20 protein-coding genes are annotated in these 16,399 nt (G+C 65.0%); 5 read left to right on the forward strand and 15 right to left on the reverse strand.

Annotated features, from left to right (window positions below):
* Nucleotides 1-59: 59 nt before the first annotated feature.
* From pal to JHC57_RS05715, 15 genes are all read right to left on the reverse strand, one after another.
* Nucleotides 60-572, reverse strand: coding sequence for a peptidoglycan-associated lipoprotein Pal (gene pal, locus JHC57_RS05645; RefSeq protein WP_294029069.1), 513 nt, complete (start codon nt 570-572; stop codon nt 60-62).
* A gap of 105 nt (nt 573-677) precedes the next feature.
* Nucleotides 678-2,039 carry a Tol-Pal system beta propeller repeat protein TolB gene (gene tolB / locus JHC57_RS05650; RefSeq protein ID WP_294029028.1) on the reverse strand — a complete coding sequence of 454 codons (1,362 nt, stop codon included), beginning with the start codon at nt 2,037-2,039 and terminating at the stop codon, nt 678-680.
* A 5-nt stretch (nt 2,040-2,044) separates the two neighbouring features.
* Entirely contained in the window at nt 2,045-2,866 is an 822-nt protein-coding gene (locus JHC57_RS05655; RefSeq protein WP_294029029.1) for a hypothetical protein, read from the reverse strand.
* Between the two features lie 9 nt (nt 2,867-2,875).
* Nucleotides 2,876-3,385, reverse strand: coding sequence for a protein TolR (gene tolR / locus JHC57_RS05660; RefSeq protein WP_294029030.1), 510 nt, complete (start codon nt 3,383-3,385; stop codon nt 2,876-2,878).
* On the reverse strand, nt 3,385-4,083 hold the full coding sequence (tolQ, locus tag JHC57_RS05665) for a protein TolQ (protein ID WP_294029031.1): 699 nt from the start codon (nt 4,081-4,083) through the stop codon (nt 3,385-3,387). The genes tolR and tolQ overlap by 1 nt, the downstream gene beginning before the upstream one ends.
* Entirely contained in the window at nt 4,077-4,556 is a 480-nt protein-coding gene (locus JHC57_RS05670) for a YbgC/FadM family acyl-CoA thioesterase (protein WP_294029032.1), read from the reverse strand. The genes tolQ and JHC57_RS05670 overlap by 7 nt, the downstream gene beginning before the upstream one ends.
* Nucleotides 4,557-4,657: 101 nt before the next feature.
* Complete coding sequence (gene ruvB / locus JHC57_RS05675) at nt 4,658-5,686, reverse strand: Holliday junction branch migration DNA helicase RuvB (RefSeq protein ID WP_294029033.1); 1,029 nt, start codon at nt 5,684-5,686, stop codon at nt 4,658-4,660.
* Entirely contained in the window at nt 5,679-6,089 is a 411-nt protein-coding gene (locus tag JHC57_RS05680; protein ID WP_294029034.1) for a GFA family protein, read from the reverse strand. The genes ruvB and JHC57_RS05680 overlap by 8 nt, the downstream gene beginning before the upstream one ends.
* Nucleotides 6,086-6,829 (reverse strand): AAA family ATPase, encoded by a 744-nt coding sequence (locus JHC57_RS05685; protein WP_294029035.1) that lies wholly within the window; start codon nt 6,827-6,829, stop codon nt 6,086-6,088. Before JHC57_RS05685 ends, JHC57_RS05680 begins: the two co-directional genes overlap by 4 nt.
* Nucleotides 6,826-7,425, reverse strand: a complete 600-nt coding sequence (gene ruvA, locus JHC57_RS05690) for a Holliday junction branch migration protein RuvA (protein WP_294029036.1) — start codon at nt 7,423-7,425, stop codon at nt 6,826-6,828. The genes JHC57_RS05685 and ruvA overlap by 4 nt, the downstream gene beginning before the upstream one ends.
* Nucleotides 7,426-7,528: 103 nt before the next feature.
* Entirely contained in the window at nt 7,529-8,002 is a 474-nt protein-coding gene (gene ruvC / locus JHC57_RS05695) for a crossover junction endodeoxyribonuclease RuvC (protein ID WP_294029070.1), read from the reverse strand.
* On the reverse strand, nt 7,999-8,745 hold the full coding sequence (locus JHC57_RS05700) for a YebC/PmpR family DNA-binding transcriptional regulator (RefSeq protein ID WP_294029037.1): 747 nt from the start codon (nt 8,743-8,745) through the stop codon (nt 7,999-8,001). The genes ruvC and JHC57_RS05700 overlap by 4 nt, the downstream gene beginning before the upstream one ends.
* Before the next feature lie 56 nt (nt 8,746-8,801).
* Nucleotides 8,802-9,119 carry a heavy metal-binding domain-containing protein gene (locus JHC57_RS05705; protein WP_237836793.1) on the reverse strand — a complete coding sequence of 106 codons (318 nt, stop codon included), beginning with the start codon at nt 9,117-9,119 and terminating at the stop codon, nt 8,802-8,804.
* A 31-nt stretch (nt 9,120-9,150) separates the two neighbouring features.
* Entirely contained in the window at nt 9,151-9,393 is a 243-nt protein-coding gene (locus JHC57_RS05710; protein WP_294029038.1) for a DUF2312 domain-containing protein, read from the reverse strand.
* 64 nt (nt 9,394-9,457) lie between these two features.
* Nucleotides 9,458-9,778 (reverse strand): DUF1244 domain-containing protein, encoded by a 321-nt coding sequence (locus JHC57_RS05715; RefSeq protein ID WP_294029039.1) that lies wholly within the window; start codon nt 9,776-9,778, stop codon nt 9,458-9,460.
* A gap of 95 nt (nt 9,779-9,873) precedes the next feature.
* On the opposite strand from JHC57_RS05715, the gene pyk reads away from it, so the two are divergent.
* From pyk to JHC57_RS05740, 5 genes are all read left to right on the forward strand, one after another.
* Nucleotides 9,874-11,328 carry a pyruvate kinase gene (gene pyk, locus JHC57_RS05720; RefSeq protein ID WP_294029040.1) on the forward strand — a complete coding sequence of 485 codons (1,455 nt, stop codon included), beginning with the start codon at nt 9,874-9,876 and terminating at the stop codon, nt 11,326-11,328.
* A 255-nt stretch (nt 11,329-11,583) separates the two neighbouring features.
* Entirely contained in the window at nt 11,584-12,357 is a 774-nt protein-coding gene (locus tag JHC57_RS05725; RefSeq protein ID WP_294029041.1) for an arginyltransferase, read from the forward strand.
* Between the two features lie 91 nt (nt 12,358-12,448).
* Complete coding sequence (locus JHC57_RS05730; RefSeq protein ID WP_294029042.1) at nt 12,449-12,838, forward strand: DUF3060 domain-containing protein; 390 nt, start codon at nt 12,449-12,451, stop codon at nt 12,836-12,838.
* 244 nt (nt 12,839-13,082) lie between these two features.
* A complete protein-coding gene (locus JHC57_RS05735; protein WP_294029043.1) occupies nt 13,083-15,518 on the forward strand; it encodes a cyclic nucleotide-binding domain-containing protein in 2,436 nt (811 codons plus the stop codon).
* Nucleotides 15,518-16,399, forward strand: coding sequence for a hypothetical protein (locus tag JHC57_RS05740; RefSeq protein WP_294029044.1), 882 nt, complete (start codon nt 15,518-15,520; stop codon nt 16,397-16,399). Before JHC57_RS05735 ends, JHC57_RS05740 begins: the two co-directional genes overlap by 1 nt.

The following is a 16,399-nucleotide window of genomic DNA, read 5'->3' on the forward strand; positions in this document are numbered from 1 at the left end:
GCTGTTGTTCTTGCTGTTGCTCTTGTTTCTGCATTTCGTGGCGGTGCCGCTGTGGCCGCTTATTGCCCGATAACGACGGTTACCGCGCGGCGGTTCCTGGCATAGGCTTCCTCGGTCGAGCCGAGTTCGGCGGGGCGTTCCTTGCCATAGCTGATGACGTTGATGCGGCTCGGGTCGATGCCGAGTGACGCGAGATAGTTTTTCGCGGCGTTAGCGCGGCGCTCGCCGAGCGCGATGTTGTAATCGCGGGTGCCGCGTTCGTCGGCATGGCCTTCGAGCGTTACGCGAACTGCGGGATTGCGCTGCAGCCACTGCGACTGGGTCTGCAGCGTCGCCTGATCCTGCGCGTCGACATTATACTGGTCGTAATCGAAGAAGACGCGGTCGCCCATTGCGCCGACGCTGGCGAGGAAATCTTCCTGCGACCCGGGGACGACGCCGGTTCCGGTTCCGGCGCCCGTATCTGTGCCGGTGCCTTCGGGGGCGGGGGGAAGCGTGTCGGGGGCCTTTTTCGCGCAGGCGCCAACAGCAAGCATGGTGATCGCCGCAATCATTGCGGTGCTTTTTCGTATCGTCATGTCTCTGTCCTCTTGTTGTTGAAAATCATTCGTGCGGCCGATTGGCCTGTTCAGGACGCGATAGTTGAACCCGATCGCGTCCCTTTGGTTCCGGTTTCCTCAGGGGAGCACCGGTCCCCAACTGGGATCCGATCCGTCCTGCGGTGTCGGCAGGCGGCGCATGTTCACGCCGGTCAGGTCGACCTGCCACAGACTGGATTTACCTTCACGACCCGGGGTGGTGCGGAAGAACTGGATGACGCGGCCGTTCGGCGACCAGGTCGGCGCCTCGTCCTGCCAGCTGTTCGTGAGCATCCGCACGCCGCCGCCCGACGGTGTCATCACGCCAATGCGGAATTCGCCGCCGCCCATGCGGGTGAAGGCGATGAGGTCGCCGCGCGGCGACCATTCGGGGGTCGCGGCCCGGCCGCCGCCGAAGCTGATCCGCTGCTGGTTCGATCCGTCGATATTCATCGTATAGACCTGCTGACCGCCCGACCGGTCGCTTTCGAACACGATCTTCCTGCCATCGGGCGAAAAGCTGCCGCCGACGTCGATCCCCGGCGTGTTCGTCAGCCGAACCGGCGTGCCGCCATTTGCCGAGATGCGATAGATGTCGGTGTTGCCGTTCACGGCCATCGAATAGAGGATCTGCGTGCCATCGGGCGACCAGCGTGGTGCAAAGGTGGCGTTCGAGCTTTCGGTCACCAGCTTCTGCGATCCCGACGCGACGTCATAGATGAACACGCGGACGCGGTTGTTCAGATAGGAAACGTAGACGATCTTCTTGTAATCGGGCGAGAAGCGCGGGCTGATCGCAAGCGCCTGACCGTTGGTGATGAAGCGGTGGTTGCCTCCGTCCGAATCCATGATCGCGAGGCGCTTGATGCGGTTCCCTTTCGGGCCGCTCTCGGCGATATAGGCGACGCGGCTGTCGAAGAAGGGCGCCTCACCCGAGAGGCGCGAATAGATGGCATCGGCGCATTTATGCGCGGCGCGGCGCCAGTCGCCGGGCTGAATCTCGAATCCCTTGCGCACCAGTTCGCTGCCGAGCGCAGTGTCGTAAAGATAGCAGCCGACGATCAGGCTGCCGTTCGATCCCGCATCGACAAAGCCGTGGACGACATTCTCGGCGTTGCGCGCCTGCCATTCGGCAAAGCGCGGCGCCTGCACCTCGGCGCGGGTGATTGCACGGACTCCATTGGGTCCGATCGGTTCATAAAGGCCGCTGCGTTCGAGGTCGGCGGCGATGACTTCGGCGATCTGGCGCCCGAGGCTGTCGGTGCGGAGGCCCGCAACGGTCTGTACCGACGCGGTCGCCAGCGGCGGGACGCCGATGACGGTGCGGTCCTGCGACAGCGTGCCCTCGATCGTTTCGCGCGGCTCGGTCGGAGTGACCGCGGGCGGTGTGGGGGCCGTCTGTGCCAGTACCGGTGCCGTGGTCAGCAGCAGGGCGAGCGAAAAGGTGATCGGGCGCAGCATGGAACCTACCTCTTGATGAAATCGAGCGTATAATTCTGCCAGAAGCTGTAATTTTCTTCGGGCAGGTCGAAAGGAGCGGCCAGTTCGACCGCGCGTTTGGCGCACTCCTGGTGGCGCTGGATCTGGAATTTGTTGCTGTCGTTTTCGCCGGTCGTGGTGACCGACGTGAAGCCCGCCAGCGCGCCCGACTGGGTCAGGCGGAATTTGACGACGGTCTTGAGCTGGTCGACGTCGACTCCCGAGATGCGGCAGCCGTTCCAGCGCGGCGCAACCGCCGACTTGATGCTGACGTCGATCGAACGCCGGACCTCGGCTGCGGTTGCCGCAGCAGGCGCACCTTTGCTCGACGGCGATTTGGGCTGCGACTTCGACAGGCCTTCGGCGATGCCGTCGAGCCGACCGGTCGGGCGCGCGGGGCGATTCTTTGCCGGGGGCGCTTTCGGGGCGGCCTTGGGCTGGGCCTTTTGCGCGGCGGGCTGCTGCTTCGGCGGTGCCGCCTTGGGTTTCGCGACCTGTTTGGGCGTGGGGGCAGGCGTCGGGCGCACGACCGGTTCGGGCAGCGGCGGCGCGGGCACCGGTTCGGGCGCCGCGATGTCGGTCATATCCTCTTCGCCGAGCCGCGCGGCGGGGGGCGTTTCGCTGATCACCGGAGCGGTCGACCGCACCGCGGTTTCGGCAATCAGGTCGACTTCCATCGGCGGATTGTCGAAACGCCGGTCGCCGGCGGTCCACTGGACCGAAAGCAGGCCGATGATCACGACATGCGCCGCCACCGCGATGGCGAAGCCGCGTCCTTCATTCCCCCCAACTGCCCGTGTTTCGGCCATCGTCTTAACCTAGGGTTGGGTTTCTGAACCGTCGGTGACCGTGGCGGGAGCGGCGTCGGTCGCGCCTTCCGAGCCCGTCGTCACTAGCGAAATGCGCGTCAGGCCCGCGCGGTTGAGTTCGCCCATCACGCGCATCACACGGCCATAGTCGAGCCCCTTGTCGGCGCGCAGCATGATCTGGCGCGGCTTGTCGAGGCCCTCGTTTGCGCGCGCAATCGCGTCGAGACGCGCCGGAAGTTCGGCCTCCGGCACCACTTCTTCGCCGATATAGAGCGTGTCGTCGCCATTGATCGACAACTGCACCGGCTCCTGATCCTCGGTCTCGACCGGTTTGGCGCGGCTTTCGGGCAGGTCGATCGGAACGGCGGAGGCGAGGAGCGGCGCAGTGATCATGAAGATGATCAGCAGCACGAGCATCACGTCGACGAGCGGGGTGACGTTGATCTCGGCCATCGGCGCGCGGCGATCGCCGCGGCCGCGCCGTCCGCCCATGCCGCCGGAGGGTCCGCTCATCGCCATCAGGCTTCGACCTCGAGTTCGCGGCTGAACGTTGCGTGCAACCCGTCGGCGAAGCGGCCGAGGCGCGATTCGAGGCGGTTCAGGCGCTGCGAGAAGGCGTTATAGGCGATGACAGCGGGGATGGCGGCGAACAGGCCGATCGCGGTCGCGAACAAGGCTTCGGCAATGCCGGGAGCGACGACGGCTAGGCTGCTGTTATTCTCGGCCGCAATCGCTGTGAAGCTGCGCATGATGCCCCACACGGTCCCGAACAGGCCGACGAAAGGCGCGACCGCGCCGATCGTCGCGAGCGTCCCGATCTTTTCGGCGAGCCGGTCGACTTCGCCGGCCACCGCCGAATTCATCGCGATGCCGAGGCGCTCGCGCGTACCCTCGCGGTCGACATTCTTGCCCTTGGTCGAACGGCGCCATTCGCCGATCCCTGCCGCAAGTACCTTTGCGCTCGGCAGGTCCTCGCCGCTATTCTTGTCATAGAATTTGTCGATATCCTCGGCGCGCCAGAAATCGCGCTCGAACCGTTCCGACGCGCCCATCAGCTTGCCGACTCCGCGGCCGTGAGTGAAGATCACCGCCCAGACATAGATCGACGCAAGCAGGAGCCCGATCATCACCGCTTTCACGATGATATCGGCCTGCAGGAACAGCGCGACCGGGGACAGGGTCGCCGCGTCGGCGGCCAGCGAGATATTGTCTAGCAAGGGAAAGTCTCTCCGTTCATGATGGCGGTAAATCGGTCGGCCCACCCCGCGGGCTGGCGGCGCGGCCGGCCCTCGGGCGACAGGAAGGCAGCGGTCACTTGCCCGTCCGTCAATGTCTCGCCGCTTAACGTGTCAGTTCCGCGAAGGATGCGCTGCGCGATGATCACGCTTGCGCCGCGCACCGCCTCGACCGTGCTGACGACGAGCAGATCGTCGTCGAGCTTCGCCGGGCTGCGGTATTTGATGGCGAGGTCGGTTACCGCCCAAGCGCCTTCGCCCGCTTCCATCGCGGCGCGCTGGTCGATGCCGGCAAGGCGCAGCATGTCCGACCGCGCGCGTTCCATATAGCGCAGGTAATTGGCGTGATAGACGATGCCCGAAAGGTCGGTGTCCTCGAAATAGACGCGCGCCCGGAACTGATGCTCGGCCCCGACGAAGGCGCCGGGAAGTAAGGGGGGCGGGGCGGTTACCATTGTCCCGATCGATAGCCTCGCAACGACTCGTCGCAAACCCCTCTTGAACGGTTCGTCGCAGATCGGAGCCGTTTGGTGGAATGAAAGTCGCAGAAAACCGCCTATTTTGCTTGGTCGAAAAGTCCGTCCTGCGATCCCGCCGGCGGATTGAGCCCGAGATGCTTCCACGCGCTCGCGTTGAGCATCCGCCCGCGCGCGGTGCGCGCGATCAGACCGGCCTGCAGCAGATAGGGTTCGATCACATCCTCGATAGTGTCGCGCGGCTCGCTGAGGCCGGCCGCGAGCGTCTCGACCCCCACGGGGCCGCCACGATAGATATCGGCGATCATCGTCAGATAGCGGCGATCCATTGCGTCGAGCCCGAGCGCATCGACTTCGAGTCGGTTGAGCGCTGCGTCGGCGGCTTTCGCATCGACCACCGCATGACCTGCGACGGTCGCGAAGTCGCGCACGCGGCGTAGCAGCCGCCCGGCGATGCGCGGCGTCCCGCGCGAACGCCTCGCGATTTCGAGGGCCCCGTCGGATGCGATCGGCAATGCGAGCAGCCGCGCCGCGCGCGAAATCACCTGTTCGAGTTCGTCATGCGAATAGAAATTGAGCCGCACCGGAATGCCGAACCGGTCGCGCAGCGGCGTCGTCAGCAAGCCTTGTCTGGTCGTCGCGCCGACCAGCGTGAATTTGGGCAGGTCGATCCGCACCGAGCGCGCCGAAGGCCCCTCGCCGATCATGATATCGAGCGCGCGGTCCTCCATCGCGGGGTAGAGGATTTCCTCAACTGCCGGCGACAGGCGGTGGATTTCGTCGATGAACAGCACATCGCCGTCTTCCAGATTGGTGAGCAGCGCGGCGAGATCACCCGCCTTCGCGATCACCGGCCCGCTGGTCGAGCGAAAACCGACGCCAAGCTCCTTGGCGACGATCTGCGCCAGCGTTGTCTTGCCCAGCCCTGGCGGGCCATAGAAGAGCACGTGGTCGAGTGCATCGGAACGGGTCTTTGCCGCCTCGATGAAGATCCGCAAATTCTCGCGCGCCGCCGCCTGCCCGACGAACTCGGCAAGCGACTTCGGCCGCAACGCAGCGTCGGCATCCTCGGGGGTGCGGATGGGGGTGGTGAGGGCCGGCTCAGTCATAATGCTCTATTGTCTCGCCGATAATCGAAACCCAAGGCTCCTTGCGCTCCTCATAAACCGAATAGTCGGGCACGAAATCGTGGCCGGGTTCGAAATTTCCAAGCGGTATCGCATAGGCTTCATGATAGGGCCGCGCCCGATACCAGACGCCCGAACCGCAGGTTTCGCAAAAGAAGAAGTCGGCGGTGTTCCCGCTGTCGCCGGTATATTGCCACATTCTCGCTTTCGCCTCGCCCTCGATGCGGACCTGCTCGGCCGGGAAGCGGACCTGCGCCGCGAAGGCGCTGCCGCTACGCGCCTTGCACTCGCGGCAGTGGCAGACCGACACGCGGATCGGCTCGCCGGTGCAGGCGATACGGATATGGCCGCAGCGGCACGCGGCATGGCGGACGGTTTCGGTCATGTCTTCTTGTCTGCGAGCCGCTTTTCGACCGTCTGCCAAAGCGCCGCGACCGCCGTGACCGGTGTGCTCTTGCGTCCCGCGATCGCCCCGATCGGCGCGCGCGCCTCGGTCATGCGTTCATAGAGGCTTGCCATCGGAACAACCGGCCAGTCGGGTGCGGCGGCGAGCGCGGCACGATGCAGCGCGCGGCGGCGGTCGACCATCGAAAAGACCGGGAGGAGCGGTACGCGGAGTGTCTTCTTTCCGCCCATATGATCGGTGATCGCGTCGAGGGCGCGCTGGGCGAGCGGCGAGGGGATGACGGGCACGATCACCAGATCGGCGGCGCGCAAAATCTGGTCGGACGTGTCGTTGAGGCCGGGCGGGCAATCTATCAGGATCCGGTCATATTCGCGGGCAAGGCCGCCGACGATCTTCGCGAGCCGCTTTTTCTTGTCGAGTTCGTGAAATTCGACGTCGAGGCCGTGGAGCGACGCATCGGCCGGGAGCAGGATCAGGCGATCGGTCGCGGTCGGCACGACGAGCTTTTCGGGCGCGAGATCGCGGCGGATAGCGGCCTGCGCCTTCTTGCCCGCCGTGTCGTGACCAAGAATATAGGTCGCGGCCGCCTGGCCATCGAGATCCCAGAGGAGCACGCGGCGGCTCGACAGCGTGGCGGCTGCCCAAGCGAGATTGACTGCGAGCGTCGTCTTTCCGACCCCGCCCTTGAGGTTGTAGACCGCGATCGTCTTGCCGGTCATTTCGCCGCCTTCTTGAGGGCGATACGGACGAGCGCGTCGAGACTGGCGCCCGGACCCAGCTCCTCGCTCGCCGCCGTCACCGCGGTACTCGCTTCGGCCGGCTTGAAGCCAAGGCCGGTGAGCGCGGCGAGCGCATCGCCGAGCGGGCCGGACGTGGCGGCGAGCGCCGGGCCGCTTCCCGCAATTCCACCGAGCGCGCCGGCCTTGTCCTTCAATTCGTGCGTGATTCGCTGTGCGAGCTTCGGCCCGACGCCGTTGGCGCGCGCGATCATCGCGCTGTCGCCGCTGGCGAGCGCGCGCTGCAGGTCGCCGATCTCGAGCGCCGACAGAATTGCGAGCGCGACCTTCGCGCCGACGCCCTGGACGCTGGTGAGCAAGCGAAACCAGTCGCGCTCCTCGGCCTTGGCAAAGCCGAGCAGGCGCAGGAAATCCTCGCCGACAAGCATTTCGGTATGGATGGTGACGTCACCGCCGACCGGACCGAGGGCGTCCAATGTCCGCGCCGATGCCTCGACCAGATAGCCAACGCCGCCGACGTCGATCACCGCATGGCCTGCGCCGCTCGAATCCAGCCGCCCTGTCAGTTTCGCGATCATGCCTCGTGCCTAACGCGAGGAGAACGAAAAGGGAATCAATTTCCGGTTTCATCACCAATTCATCCCGTTTCGCCATGCCGGATCAAGTCCGGGATGAACGATGTCAGTGTCGCGGGCGGTGGTTGGCATGACAGATCGCCACCGCGAGCGCGTCGGCGGCATCGGCTCCTGCGACCTTCGCGCCGGGGAGAAGCACGCGCAGCATCGCTTGCACCTGTTCCTTCGCCGCGCCGCCGGTGCCGACGATCGCCTTCTTGACGAGGCGCGGGGCATATTCGGTGACCGCGAGTCCACCGCGCGCGCAGCCGAGCAGCACGACGCCGCGCGCGTGCGCAAGCTTCAGCGTCGACTGCGGATTATCGTTGACGAACACTTCCTCGACTGCGGCGCACGCTGGTGCATGATCTGCGATCACTGCGCCAAGCACGGTGTCGATATACGCTAGCCGGTCTGGCAGGGGTGCCTTTGCGTCGGTCTTCACCTGCCCGTTGGCGATATGGCTGATGCGGCTGCCCTCGACGCGGATGATGCCCCAGCCGGTGCAGCTGAGCGAGGGATCGAGACCGAGGATGATCAGCCGAGCTTCTCCATCACCGCGTCGGGGATCTCATAATTTCCCCAAACGGTCTGGACATCGTCGTCGTCGTCGAGCGTGTCGATCAGCTTGAAAAGGGTCTGCGCGACCGCCTCGTCGGCGACTTCGCTCTTCAGCGTCGGGCGCCAGGCGAGCTTCACGCCTTCGGCTTCGCCGAGCTTGGCCTCGAGCGCCTTTGCCACTTCGTGCAGGCTGTCGACGCTGGTCCAGATGTCGTGGCCGTCCTCCGACGATTCGACATCGTCGGCGCCGGCGTCGAGCGCGGCTTCGAATACTGTGTCGGCGTCGCCCGCCTTGGCGGCGTAGCTGATCATGCCGAGGCGATCGAAGCCGTGGCTGACGCTGCCCGAGGTGCCGAGATTGCCGCCATTCTTGCTGAACGCGGTGCGGACGTTGGTCGCGGTGCGGTTGCGGTTATCGGTCAGTGCCTCGACGATCAGCGACACACCGCCGGGGCCATAGCCTTCATAGCGGATTTCCTCGTAATTCTCGCCGTCGCCGCCTGCGGCCTTGTCGATTGCGCGCTGGATATTGTCCTTCGGCATCGACTGCGCCTTGGCGGCGTTGATCGCGGCGCGCAGGCGTGCATTCGCGTCGGGATCGGGCAGGCCCATCTTCGCCGCGACGGTGATTTCGCGGCTGAGCTTCGAAAAGAGGCTGCTGCGCTTTTTATCCTGTGCACCCTTGCGGTGCATGATGTTCTTGAATTTACTATGGCCGGCCACGGCCTACCTCCATCCAAACGGGAAATGTGCCGTCGCCCCTAGCGCGGAGCGCGGTTTCAGACAACCACGGCGGTTCCCGATGCACTGACCATCAGCATCGAACCATTCTGGCCGAGCACTTCATAGTCAAGGTCGACGCCGATCACCGCATTGCCGCCGAGGCGTGCGGCCTCGGCCTCCATCTCGGCGATCGCCTCCTTGCGCGCGCGGGCAAGGACGTCCTCATATTTGCCCGAGCGACCGCCGACGATATCGGTGATGCTGGCGAACAGGTCGCGAAACAGATTGGCGCCGACGATCACCTCGCCGGTGACAATGCCCAGATATTCGCGGACCGGATGGCCTTCGACATTATTGGTCGTGGTGCTGAACATCGTCATTCTCCTGCCGGTTGGTTCGGGTGCGTCAGTCGATTCCAAGCGCCGATTTATAGACGTCGAGGATCGCTTCCATTTCCTTGCGGTCGTGCGGCGGCAGCTTACGCAGGCGCACGATCTGCCGCATGATCTTCGGGTCGTAACCCTGCGACTTCGATTCATTATAGGTGTCGCGGATATCGTCGGCGATGCCCTTCTTCTCTTCTTCCAGACGCTCGATGCGTTCGATGAAAAGACGCAGCTGTTCGTCGGACACGGTGGCTTCGCTCATTTTGTACTCCGCTCAGATTGGATGATTGCTGGCGAGAATCGCCTTGGGCGCGTCCCTAGCGGGGTCAGGGATTCTTCGCCATGCTTTCTTCCATTAGCGAAAGCTGTTCGGGAGTTGCGGCGACGTGATAGCGTGATTTCCACTCGGCGGTCGGCATGCCGTGGACGATTGCGCGGCCGGCCTCCTTGTCCATATTCCCGGCCTCCGCGATCCAGTCGCCGAGGCAGTTTCGACAAAAGCCAGCGAGTCCCATCAGGTCGATGTTCGCGGCGTCGCTGCGATACTGCAGCAGGCGGACGAGGCGGCGGAAGGCCGCTGCGGCGACGGCATCGTCGAGGATATCGAGGGCATCATCGCCCGTCGTCTGATCGTCGCTGCAGGACATGGTTCCTCCGTTCGGTGATTGAATAGCTATACGGTTGTTGCCTAGACAGCAGCAAGACGGCATTGCCCTAACGTCCCCCAATCATCGGAGCATTTGTGGTTCAGAGCTTTACCCCCCGTCAGCGCAAGGTCCGTATCCTCGCGACCCTTGGCCCTGCCAGCGCCAATGCGGAGATGATCGCCGAACTGCACCGCGCAGGCGCCGACGCATTTCGCGTCAATATGAGCCATGGCGACCACGCCGGCCACGCGAAGGTGATCGCCGCGATCCGAGCGCTGGAAAAGGAAACCGGCCGTCCGACGACGATCCTCGTCGACCTGCAGGGACCGAAGCTCCGCGTGGGGACCTTCAAGGACGGCCCGGCCGAGTTGATGAAGGGCAAGCCCTTCGTCCTCGACGCCGACAAGGCGCCGGGAGACGCGAACCGCGTTCACCTGCCACACCCCGAACTCTTTGCCGCGCTCGAACCCGACACGCGGCTGCTCGTCGACGACGGCAAACTGGTGTTGCGCGTGAAGAGCGTCACGCCCCAGCGTATCGAGACGATAGTCGAGGTCGGCGGCAGGATTTCGGACCGCAAGGGCGTCAACGTGCCCGATGTCGTCGTGCCGCTCGCCGCGCTGACCGAAAAGGACCGCAAGGACCTCGCCTTCGCGCTTGAGCAGCATGTCGACTGGATCGCCCTGTCGTTCGTGCAGCGCCCCGAGGACGTCGCCGAGGCGCGGCGGCTGATCGGTGGCAAGGCGGCGCTGCTCGTCAAGTTCGAGAAGCCGTCGGGCGTGCAGCGGATCGAGGAAATCCTGGAGCTCGCCGATGCGGCGATGGTCGCGCGCGGCGACCTTGGTGTCGAATTGCCGCCCGAGGCGGTGCCGCCGCTGCAGAAAAAGATCGTCGCGACCGCGCGCCGGATGGGCAAGCCCGTCGTCGTGGCGACGCAGATGCTCGAATCGATGATCGTCTCGCCGTCGCCGACGCGCGCGGAAGTTAGCGATGTTGCCACGGCGGTGTACGACGGGGCGGACGCGATCATGCTGTCGGCCGAGACCGCGGCGGGCGCATGGCCGGTGGAAGCTGTCACGATGATGGATTCGATCGCGCGTTCGGTCGAAAGCGACCCCGATTATTACCGCCGCCTCCATTTCACCGAGACTGCGCCCGACGCGACGACGGCCGACGCACTCGCCGAGGCCGCGGGCAGCATCATCACGACGATCGCCGCCGACGCGATCATCTGCTTTACCGCGTCGGGCTCGACCGCGCGCCGCGTCGCGCGCGAACGTCCGGGCGCCCCGCTCCTCGTTCTGACGCCGAAGCGCGAGGCGGCGCGGCGCATGGGACTGCTGTGGGGGGCGCATGCCGTGCCGACCAAGGACATCGGCAGCTTCGAGGAGATGATCGCCAAGGGCAAGCGCATGGCGCTGCGCCACGGCATCTGCAAGGCGGGCGCGAAGCTCGTCATGATGGCGGGGGTTCCGTTCGGCACGCCGGGGTCGACCAACGTCCTCCACGTCGCGACGCTGACCGGCGACGAGCTGCGCGGATACAGCTGAGCTTTCATTCGCGCTTCGTCCGGCATCCGGCCTTCGCCGGGATGGCGGCCAATAGCGGCGAATCCCGATTTCTGATTCAGTCCGGCACAAAAGTTACCGGGCGATTCACAAAATTTTCCCGTTGATTCAGAACGGGACGGACTAAAATGGTAAATGCGCTTTGCACCATTGACGCTGCGCGGCATAGTTGGTGCAAGTAGCGCGTCGGACCCGCGTCGGGGGGCTCCGCATCGCCATTTCGGAGGTCCATTCCGCGTGTCCGCACCGTTCCGTTTTCCGCGCTTTTTCGTGACGAGCCCGGCGCCTTGCCCCTATCTCGCGGGCAAGACCGAACGCAAGGTGTTCACCGAGCTCAGCGGCAACAATGCGAGCGAGCTCAACGACGCGCTGGGCCGCATCGGGTTCCGCCGCAGCCAGTCGGTCGCCTATCGCCCGAGCTGCGCCGATTGTTCGGCCTGCGTGTCGGTCCGCGTCTGCGCCGCCGAATTCGCGCCGAGCAGTTCGCAGAAACGCAACCTGCGCCGCAACGGCGACCTCGTCGCCACCGCCTGCAAGCCCTGGGCGACCGAGGAGCAATATTCGCTGCTGCGTTCGTACCTCGCCTCGCGCCACCCCGATGGCGGCATGGCGGACATGGACGAGCAGGATTTCGCCGACATGGTCGAACAGACCCCGGTCGACAGCTATATGATCGAATATCGCGAGCCGATGGCCGATGGCAGCAAGGGCCGCCTCGTCGGATGTTGCCTGACCGACCGGCAGGGCGACGGGCTGTCGATGATCTACAGCTTCTTCGATGCGCACCATCCCATGCGCGAGGGGCTTGGCACCTATATCATCGCCGACCATGTCCAGCGCGCGGCGCGCGCGGGGCTGCCCTATGTCTATCTCGGCTACTGGATCGAGGGGTCGGCGCGCATGGCGTACAAGGCACGCTTCCGTCCGCTCGAAAAGCTCGGCCCCGACGGCTGGTCGCGCTTCGAACCGACCCAGTCCGAACGCATCGCGACGATGTTCGAGCTGGCCTGAGGCCGCAAAGCTCGACCCCCGTTGACGCCGGACCTGCAACAGGCCATTGAATGCGAAGGGAAATTCGGGGCGGGGAACAGAGGAGATGGCTTTGTTCCGATATCCAGACGCCGTGAAATTCCTGCTTCCCGCTCTCGCTGCCGGCTTCGCTCTTGCCGCCGCGCCAGCGGCCGCGCAGCCGCGACAGGGCACCGGAACGCGAGAGGGGGCATCGGTCAACGGTGTCGATCAGGCGAACGAGATCGACTGTCAGGGGCGTCCCGCGGAAGTGTCGGGTTCGGGCAACCGCATCAACTTCGTCGGCGACTGCCCCAGCCTGACGGTCAATGGCGTCGACAACCAGATCGGTATCCTCCTGCCGCCCGGCGCCGACCTTCGCGTTTCGGGCGTGGACAATGTCGTGACCTGGCAGGTCCGCGGGAAAGGCAAGCCGCGGATTTCGGTTCAGGGCGTCGACAATCAGGTGCGCCCTTCGCGTTAGCCAAAGGCGCGCTGACCCGCGCAAATCCGCCTAGTTGCGAACGTCTCGCAACGGCCGATTTCTCGCCTCCACCGGTTGACCTTGGCTCGCTTTCAAGGGCATAGCTTCGCGTTCAGGACATAAGTCCGGGTCGCATCCGTTATGAAATCGCCGGGGGGCTGGCGAGAGGGGGAAGGGTGCCCGTGCACGCGTTTGCCAGCATCTTGATAGCGGATGGCCGTTCGGGCCATGAAGGCGCGCCTGCATGAGCGAGCCGGTCAAGGTCGCGATCATCGGTTCGGGGCCCGCAGGCCTCAGCGCGGCGTCGCGCGCGGGACAGCTTGGTCTCAGCCATGTCCTGCTCGAAAAGACCGACCATCTGTCCGACACGATCTTCAAATATCAGAAGGGCAAGCGCGTCCTCGCGACGCCCGAGCGGCTGGACCTGCGCTCCGACTGTCGTTTCGCCGAGGGAGCGCGCGAATATATCCTCGGCAACTGGGACGAGGACGCCGCGAACAACAAGGTGCATGTCGCGTATCACGCCGACGTCGTCGAGGTGACCGGCGCGAAGGGCGCGTTCGCGATCAAGACAGGCAAGGGCGACGTCTTTCACGCCGAGAATATCGTGCTGGCGATCGGGACGCAGGGCAATCCGAACCGGATGCGCTGCGAGGGCGCCGACCTGCCGCACATCATCTATCAGGTCGACGATCCCGAGGATTTCAAGGACAGGCACATCACCGTCGTCGGGTCGGGCGATGCGGGGATCGAAAATGCGCTCGGCGTCGCCGAGGAGGCGCTGGAAAACACCGTCACCATCCTCAACCGCTCGAAGGATTTCGCGCGCGCCAAGGCCAAGAATGTCTCCGACATGATGGAGGCGGGCGAGAACGGCCTGATGAGCATCCGGACCGAGACGCAGCCGAAAAAGGTCGAAACCGGCTGGCTGACGCTGGAAACGCCCGACGGCGACGAGAGGATCCCGTGCGACGTCATCGTCGCACGGCTGGGTTCGGTCGCGCCGCGCGGTTTCGTCGAATCGATGGGGATCGAGTTTACGGGGCCGGACCGCGAAGCCTTTCCCAAGCTGTCGCCGACCTTTGAATCGACCGTTCCCGGCATCTTCGTGATCGGCGCGCTCGCGGGCTATCCGCTGATCAAGCATTGCATGAACCAGGGCTATGACGTCGTCGAGTTCATCAACGGCAACACCGGCCTGACGCCCGCCGACGAAAAGGATCTCGCGGCGATCTTCGCCGGGCTGCCGCAGAAGAAATCGGTGAGCGAGTGGCTCGAGTATCTGCGCACGCGCGTCAGCATCTTTGCCGACGTCTCGCCGCTGCAGATGCGTGAATTCATGCTCGATTCGAAGGTCGTCTTTTACCGGAAGGGCGAAGTCGTGTTCGAGAAGGGCGAGCCCGGATCGTCGCTGTTCGCCATCGCCGACGGTTTCGCCGAGGTCGAGGTCAGCCCCGATTTCACCGTGCCGATCGAACAGGGGTCGATCTTTGGCGAGGTCGGCCTGATTTCAGGCCGCAAACGCGGCGCGACGATCCGTGCCGGTGCCGACGGAATTTTCGTCGAGGTGTCGCGCACCGCCGCGCTCAAGCTGATGGCGTCGGTTCCCGGCGCGAAACGCGCGATCAACCGCATCTCGCTCGAACGTCAGCTGCTCCAGATCTTCAAGGGCGGGCTGACGGTCGAGGATCTCGGTCCCGTCGTCGACACCGCGGAGGTCGAGCGTGTGCCCGCGGGCAAGGTCGTGCTGACCGAGGGCGAGCAGGGCGACGATGTCTATGTCATCCGGTCGGGATCGATGGTCGTCGAGAAGGATATCGGCGGCAAGCCGATCTTCCTCCGCTATCTGCCCGCCGGCAGCTTCTTCGGCGAAATGGGCGTGCTCAGCGGACAGCCGCGCAACGCCACGGTGAAGGCGGCGGTGGGCAGCGAGGTCATCAAGCTGACCGGCGAAAGCTTCCGCAAGATGCTCGCCGCACGGCCGCAGGTGCGCGAGGCGACCGAGGCGGCGGTTGCCGAACGCGCGCAGATGAACAGCTTCATCGAATCGCGCAAGGCGACCTATTCGAGCGCGGTCGACCTCTATTCGGACACCGCGAGCTTCATCATGAAGGAAGGGCTCGGCGAGGCGACCGACGCGCTGCTGATCGACGAGAATCTGTGCGTCGGTTGCGACAATTGCGAGAAGGCGTGCGCCGACAGCCATGAAGGCCTGTCGCGGCTCGACCGCGAGGCCGGCAAGACCTTCGCGCACCTCCATGTGCCGACGAGCTGCCGCCACTGCGAGCATCCGCACTGCATGGCCGACTGTCCGCCGAACGTGATCCATCGCGGACCCGACGGCGAGGTGTTCATGGAGCCGGGGTGCATCGGTTGCGGCAATTGCATGCGCAACTGCCCCTATGGCGTGATCCGCATGGAGGCGGCGCCGCCGCAGAAGCCGAGCCTGCTGCGCTGGCTGCTTACCGGTTTCGGTCCGGGGCCGGGCGAACCATCGCCCAAATGGACCAAGAAGCAACTGGGCGACAAGAAGCCCAAGAAGATCGCGGTCAAATGCGACATGTGCAAGGGCATTTCGGGCGGTCCGGCATGCGTGCGCGCCTGCCCGACCGGCGCCGCGATCCGCGTGTCGCCCGAGGAATTCCTGTCGATCGCGCGGCTCGACGAGGACACCGACTGATGGCTTCGCTCTTTCAGCGCCGCCGGAACAAGGCAACGCAGGTCGAGCGCGTCCGCGAACGGCGGCACGAGGGGTTCCTGCGCTATGCGGGGTTCCGCTGGGCGAAGATTTCGGGCGGGCTCTGCCTGCTCGTCATCATCTCCTATGCGCTGATCGACGTGACGCCGCGGCACAATGGCGGCAGCTGGTACGGCTATACGCTCGGCACGATCGGCGCGGCGCTGATCCTGTGGCTCACCGCACTCGGCTATCGCAAACGCAAGATGACGAGCGATCACTGGTCGCTGAAGGCTTGGACCTCGGCGCATGTCTACCTCGGCCTCGGCCTGATCGTCGTCGGTACGTGGCACACGGGGTTCCAGCTCGGCTGGAACGTCCACACGCTCGCCTGGGCGCTGATGATGCTGGTGATCCTCTCGGGCCTCTATGGCGTCATCGTCTATGCGACGCTGCCGCAGGCGCTGTCGAACAATCGCGAGCAGATGACGCAGATGCAGATGCTCGAGGCGATCCGCGCCTTCGATCGCCAGCTTCATACCGCCGCGCAGCCGCTGACGCCCGAGGACACGGCGCCGGTACTCGCGGCGCTCGACGAGGATCCGTTCGCGGGCGGGGTGGTTGCGCGGCTGAGCGGGCGCTATCCCGATTGCGCGACCGCGGCGGCACTGCGTACGCTCACCCTGTCGCGGAGCAGCGATAGCGAGGCGCGCGAGAAGGTCGTCGGCCTGCTCAGGCAGAAAGAGGCGGCGCTCGCGCGACTGCGCCAGCATCTGCGTATCCGGGGCCTGCTCGAAATCTGGCTCTATGTGCATGTACCGCTGACCTTTGCGCTGATCGCGGCGCTGTCGGCGCACATCATCAGCGTTTTCTTCTACTGGTGA

The sequence above is a fragment of the Sphingopyxis sp. genome, assembly GCF_016463645.1.
Lineage (GTDB): Bacteria > Pseudomonadota > Alphaproteobacteria > Sphingomonadales > Sphingomonadaceae > Sphingopyxis.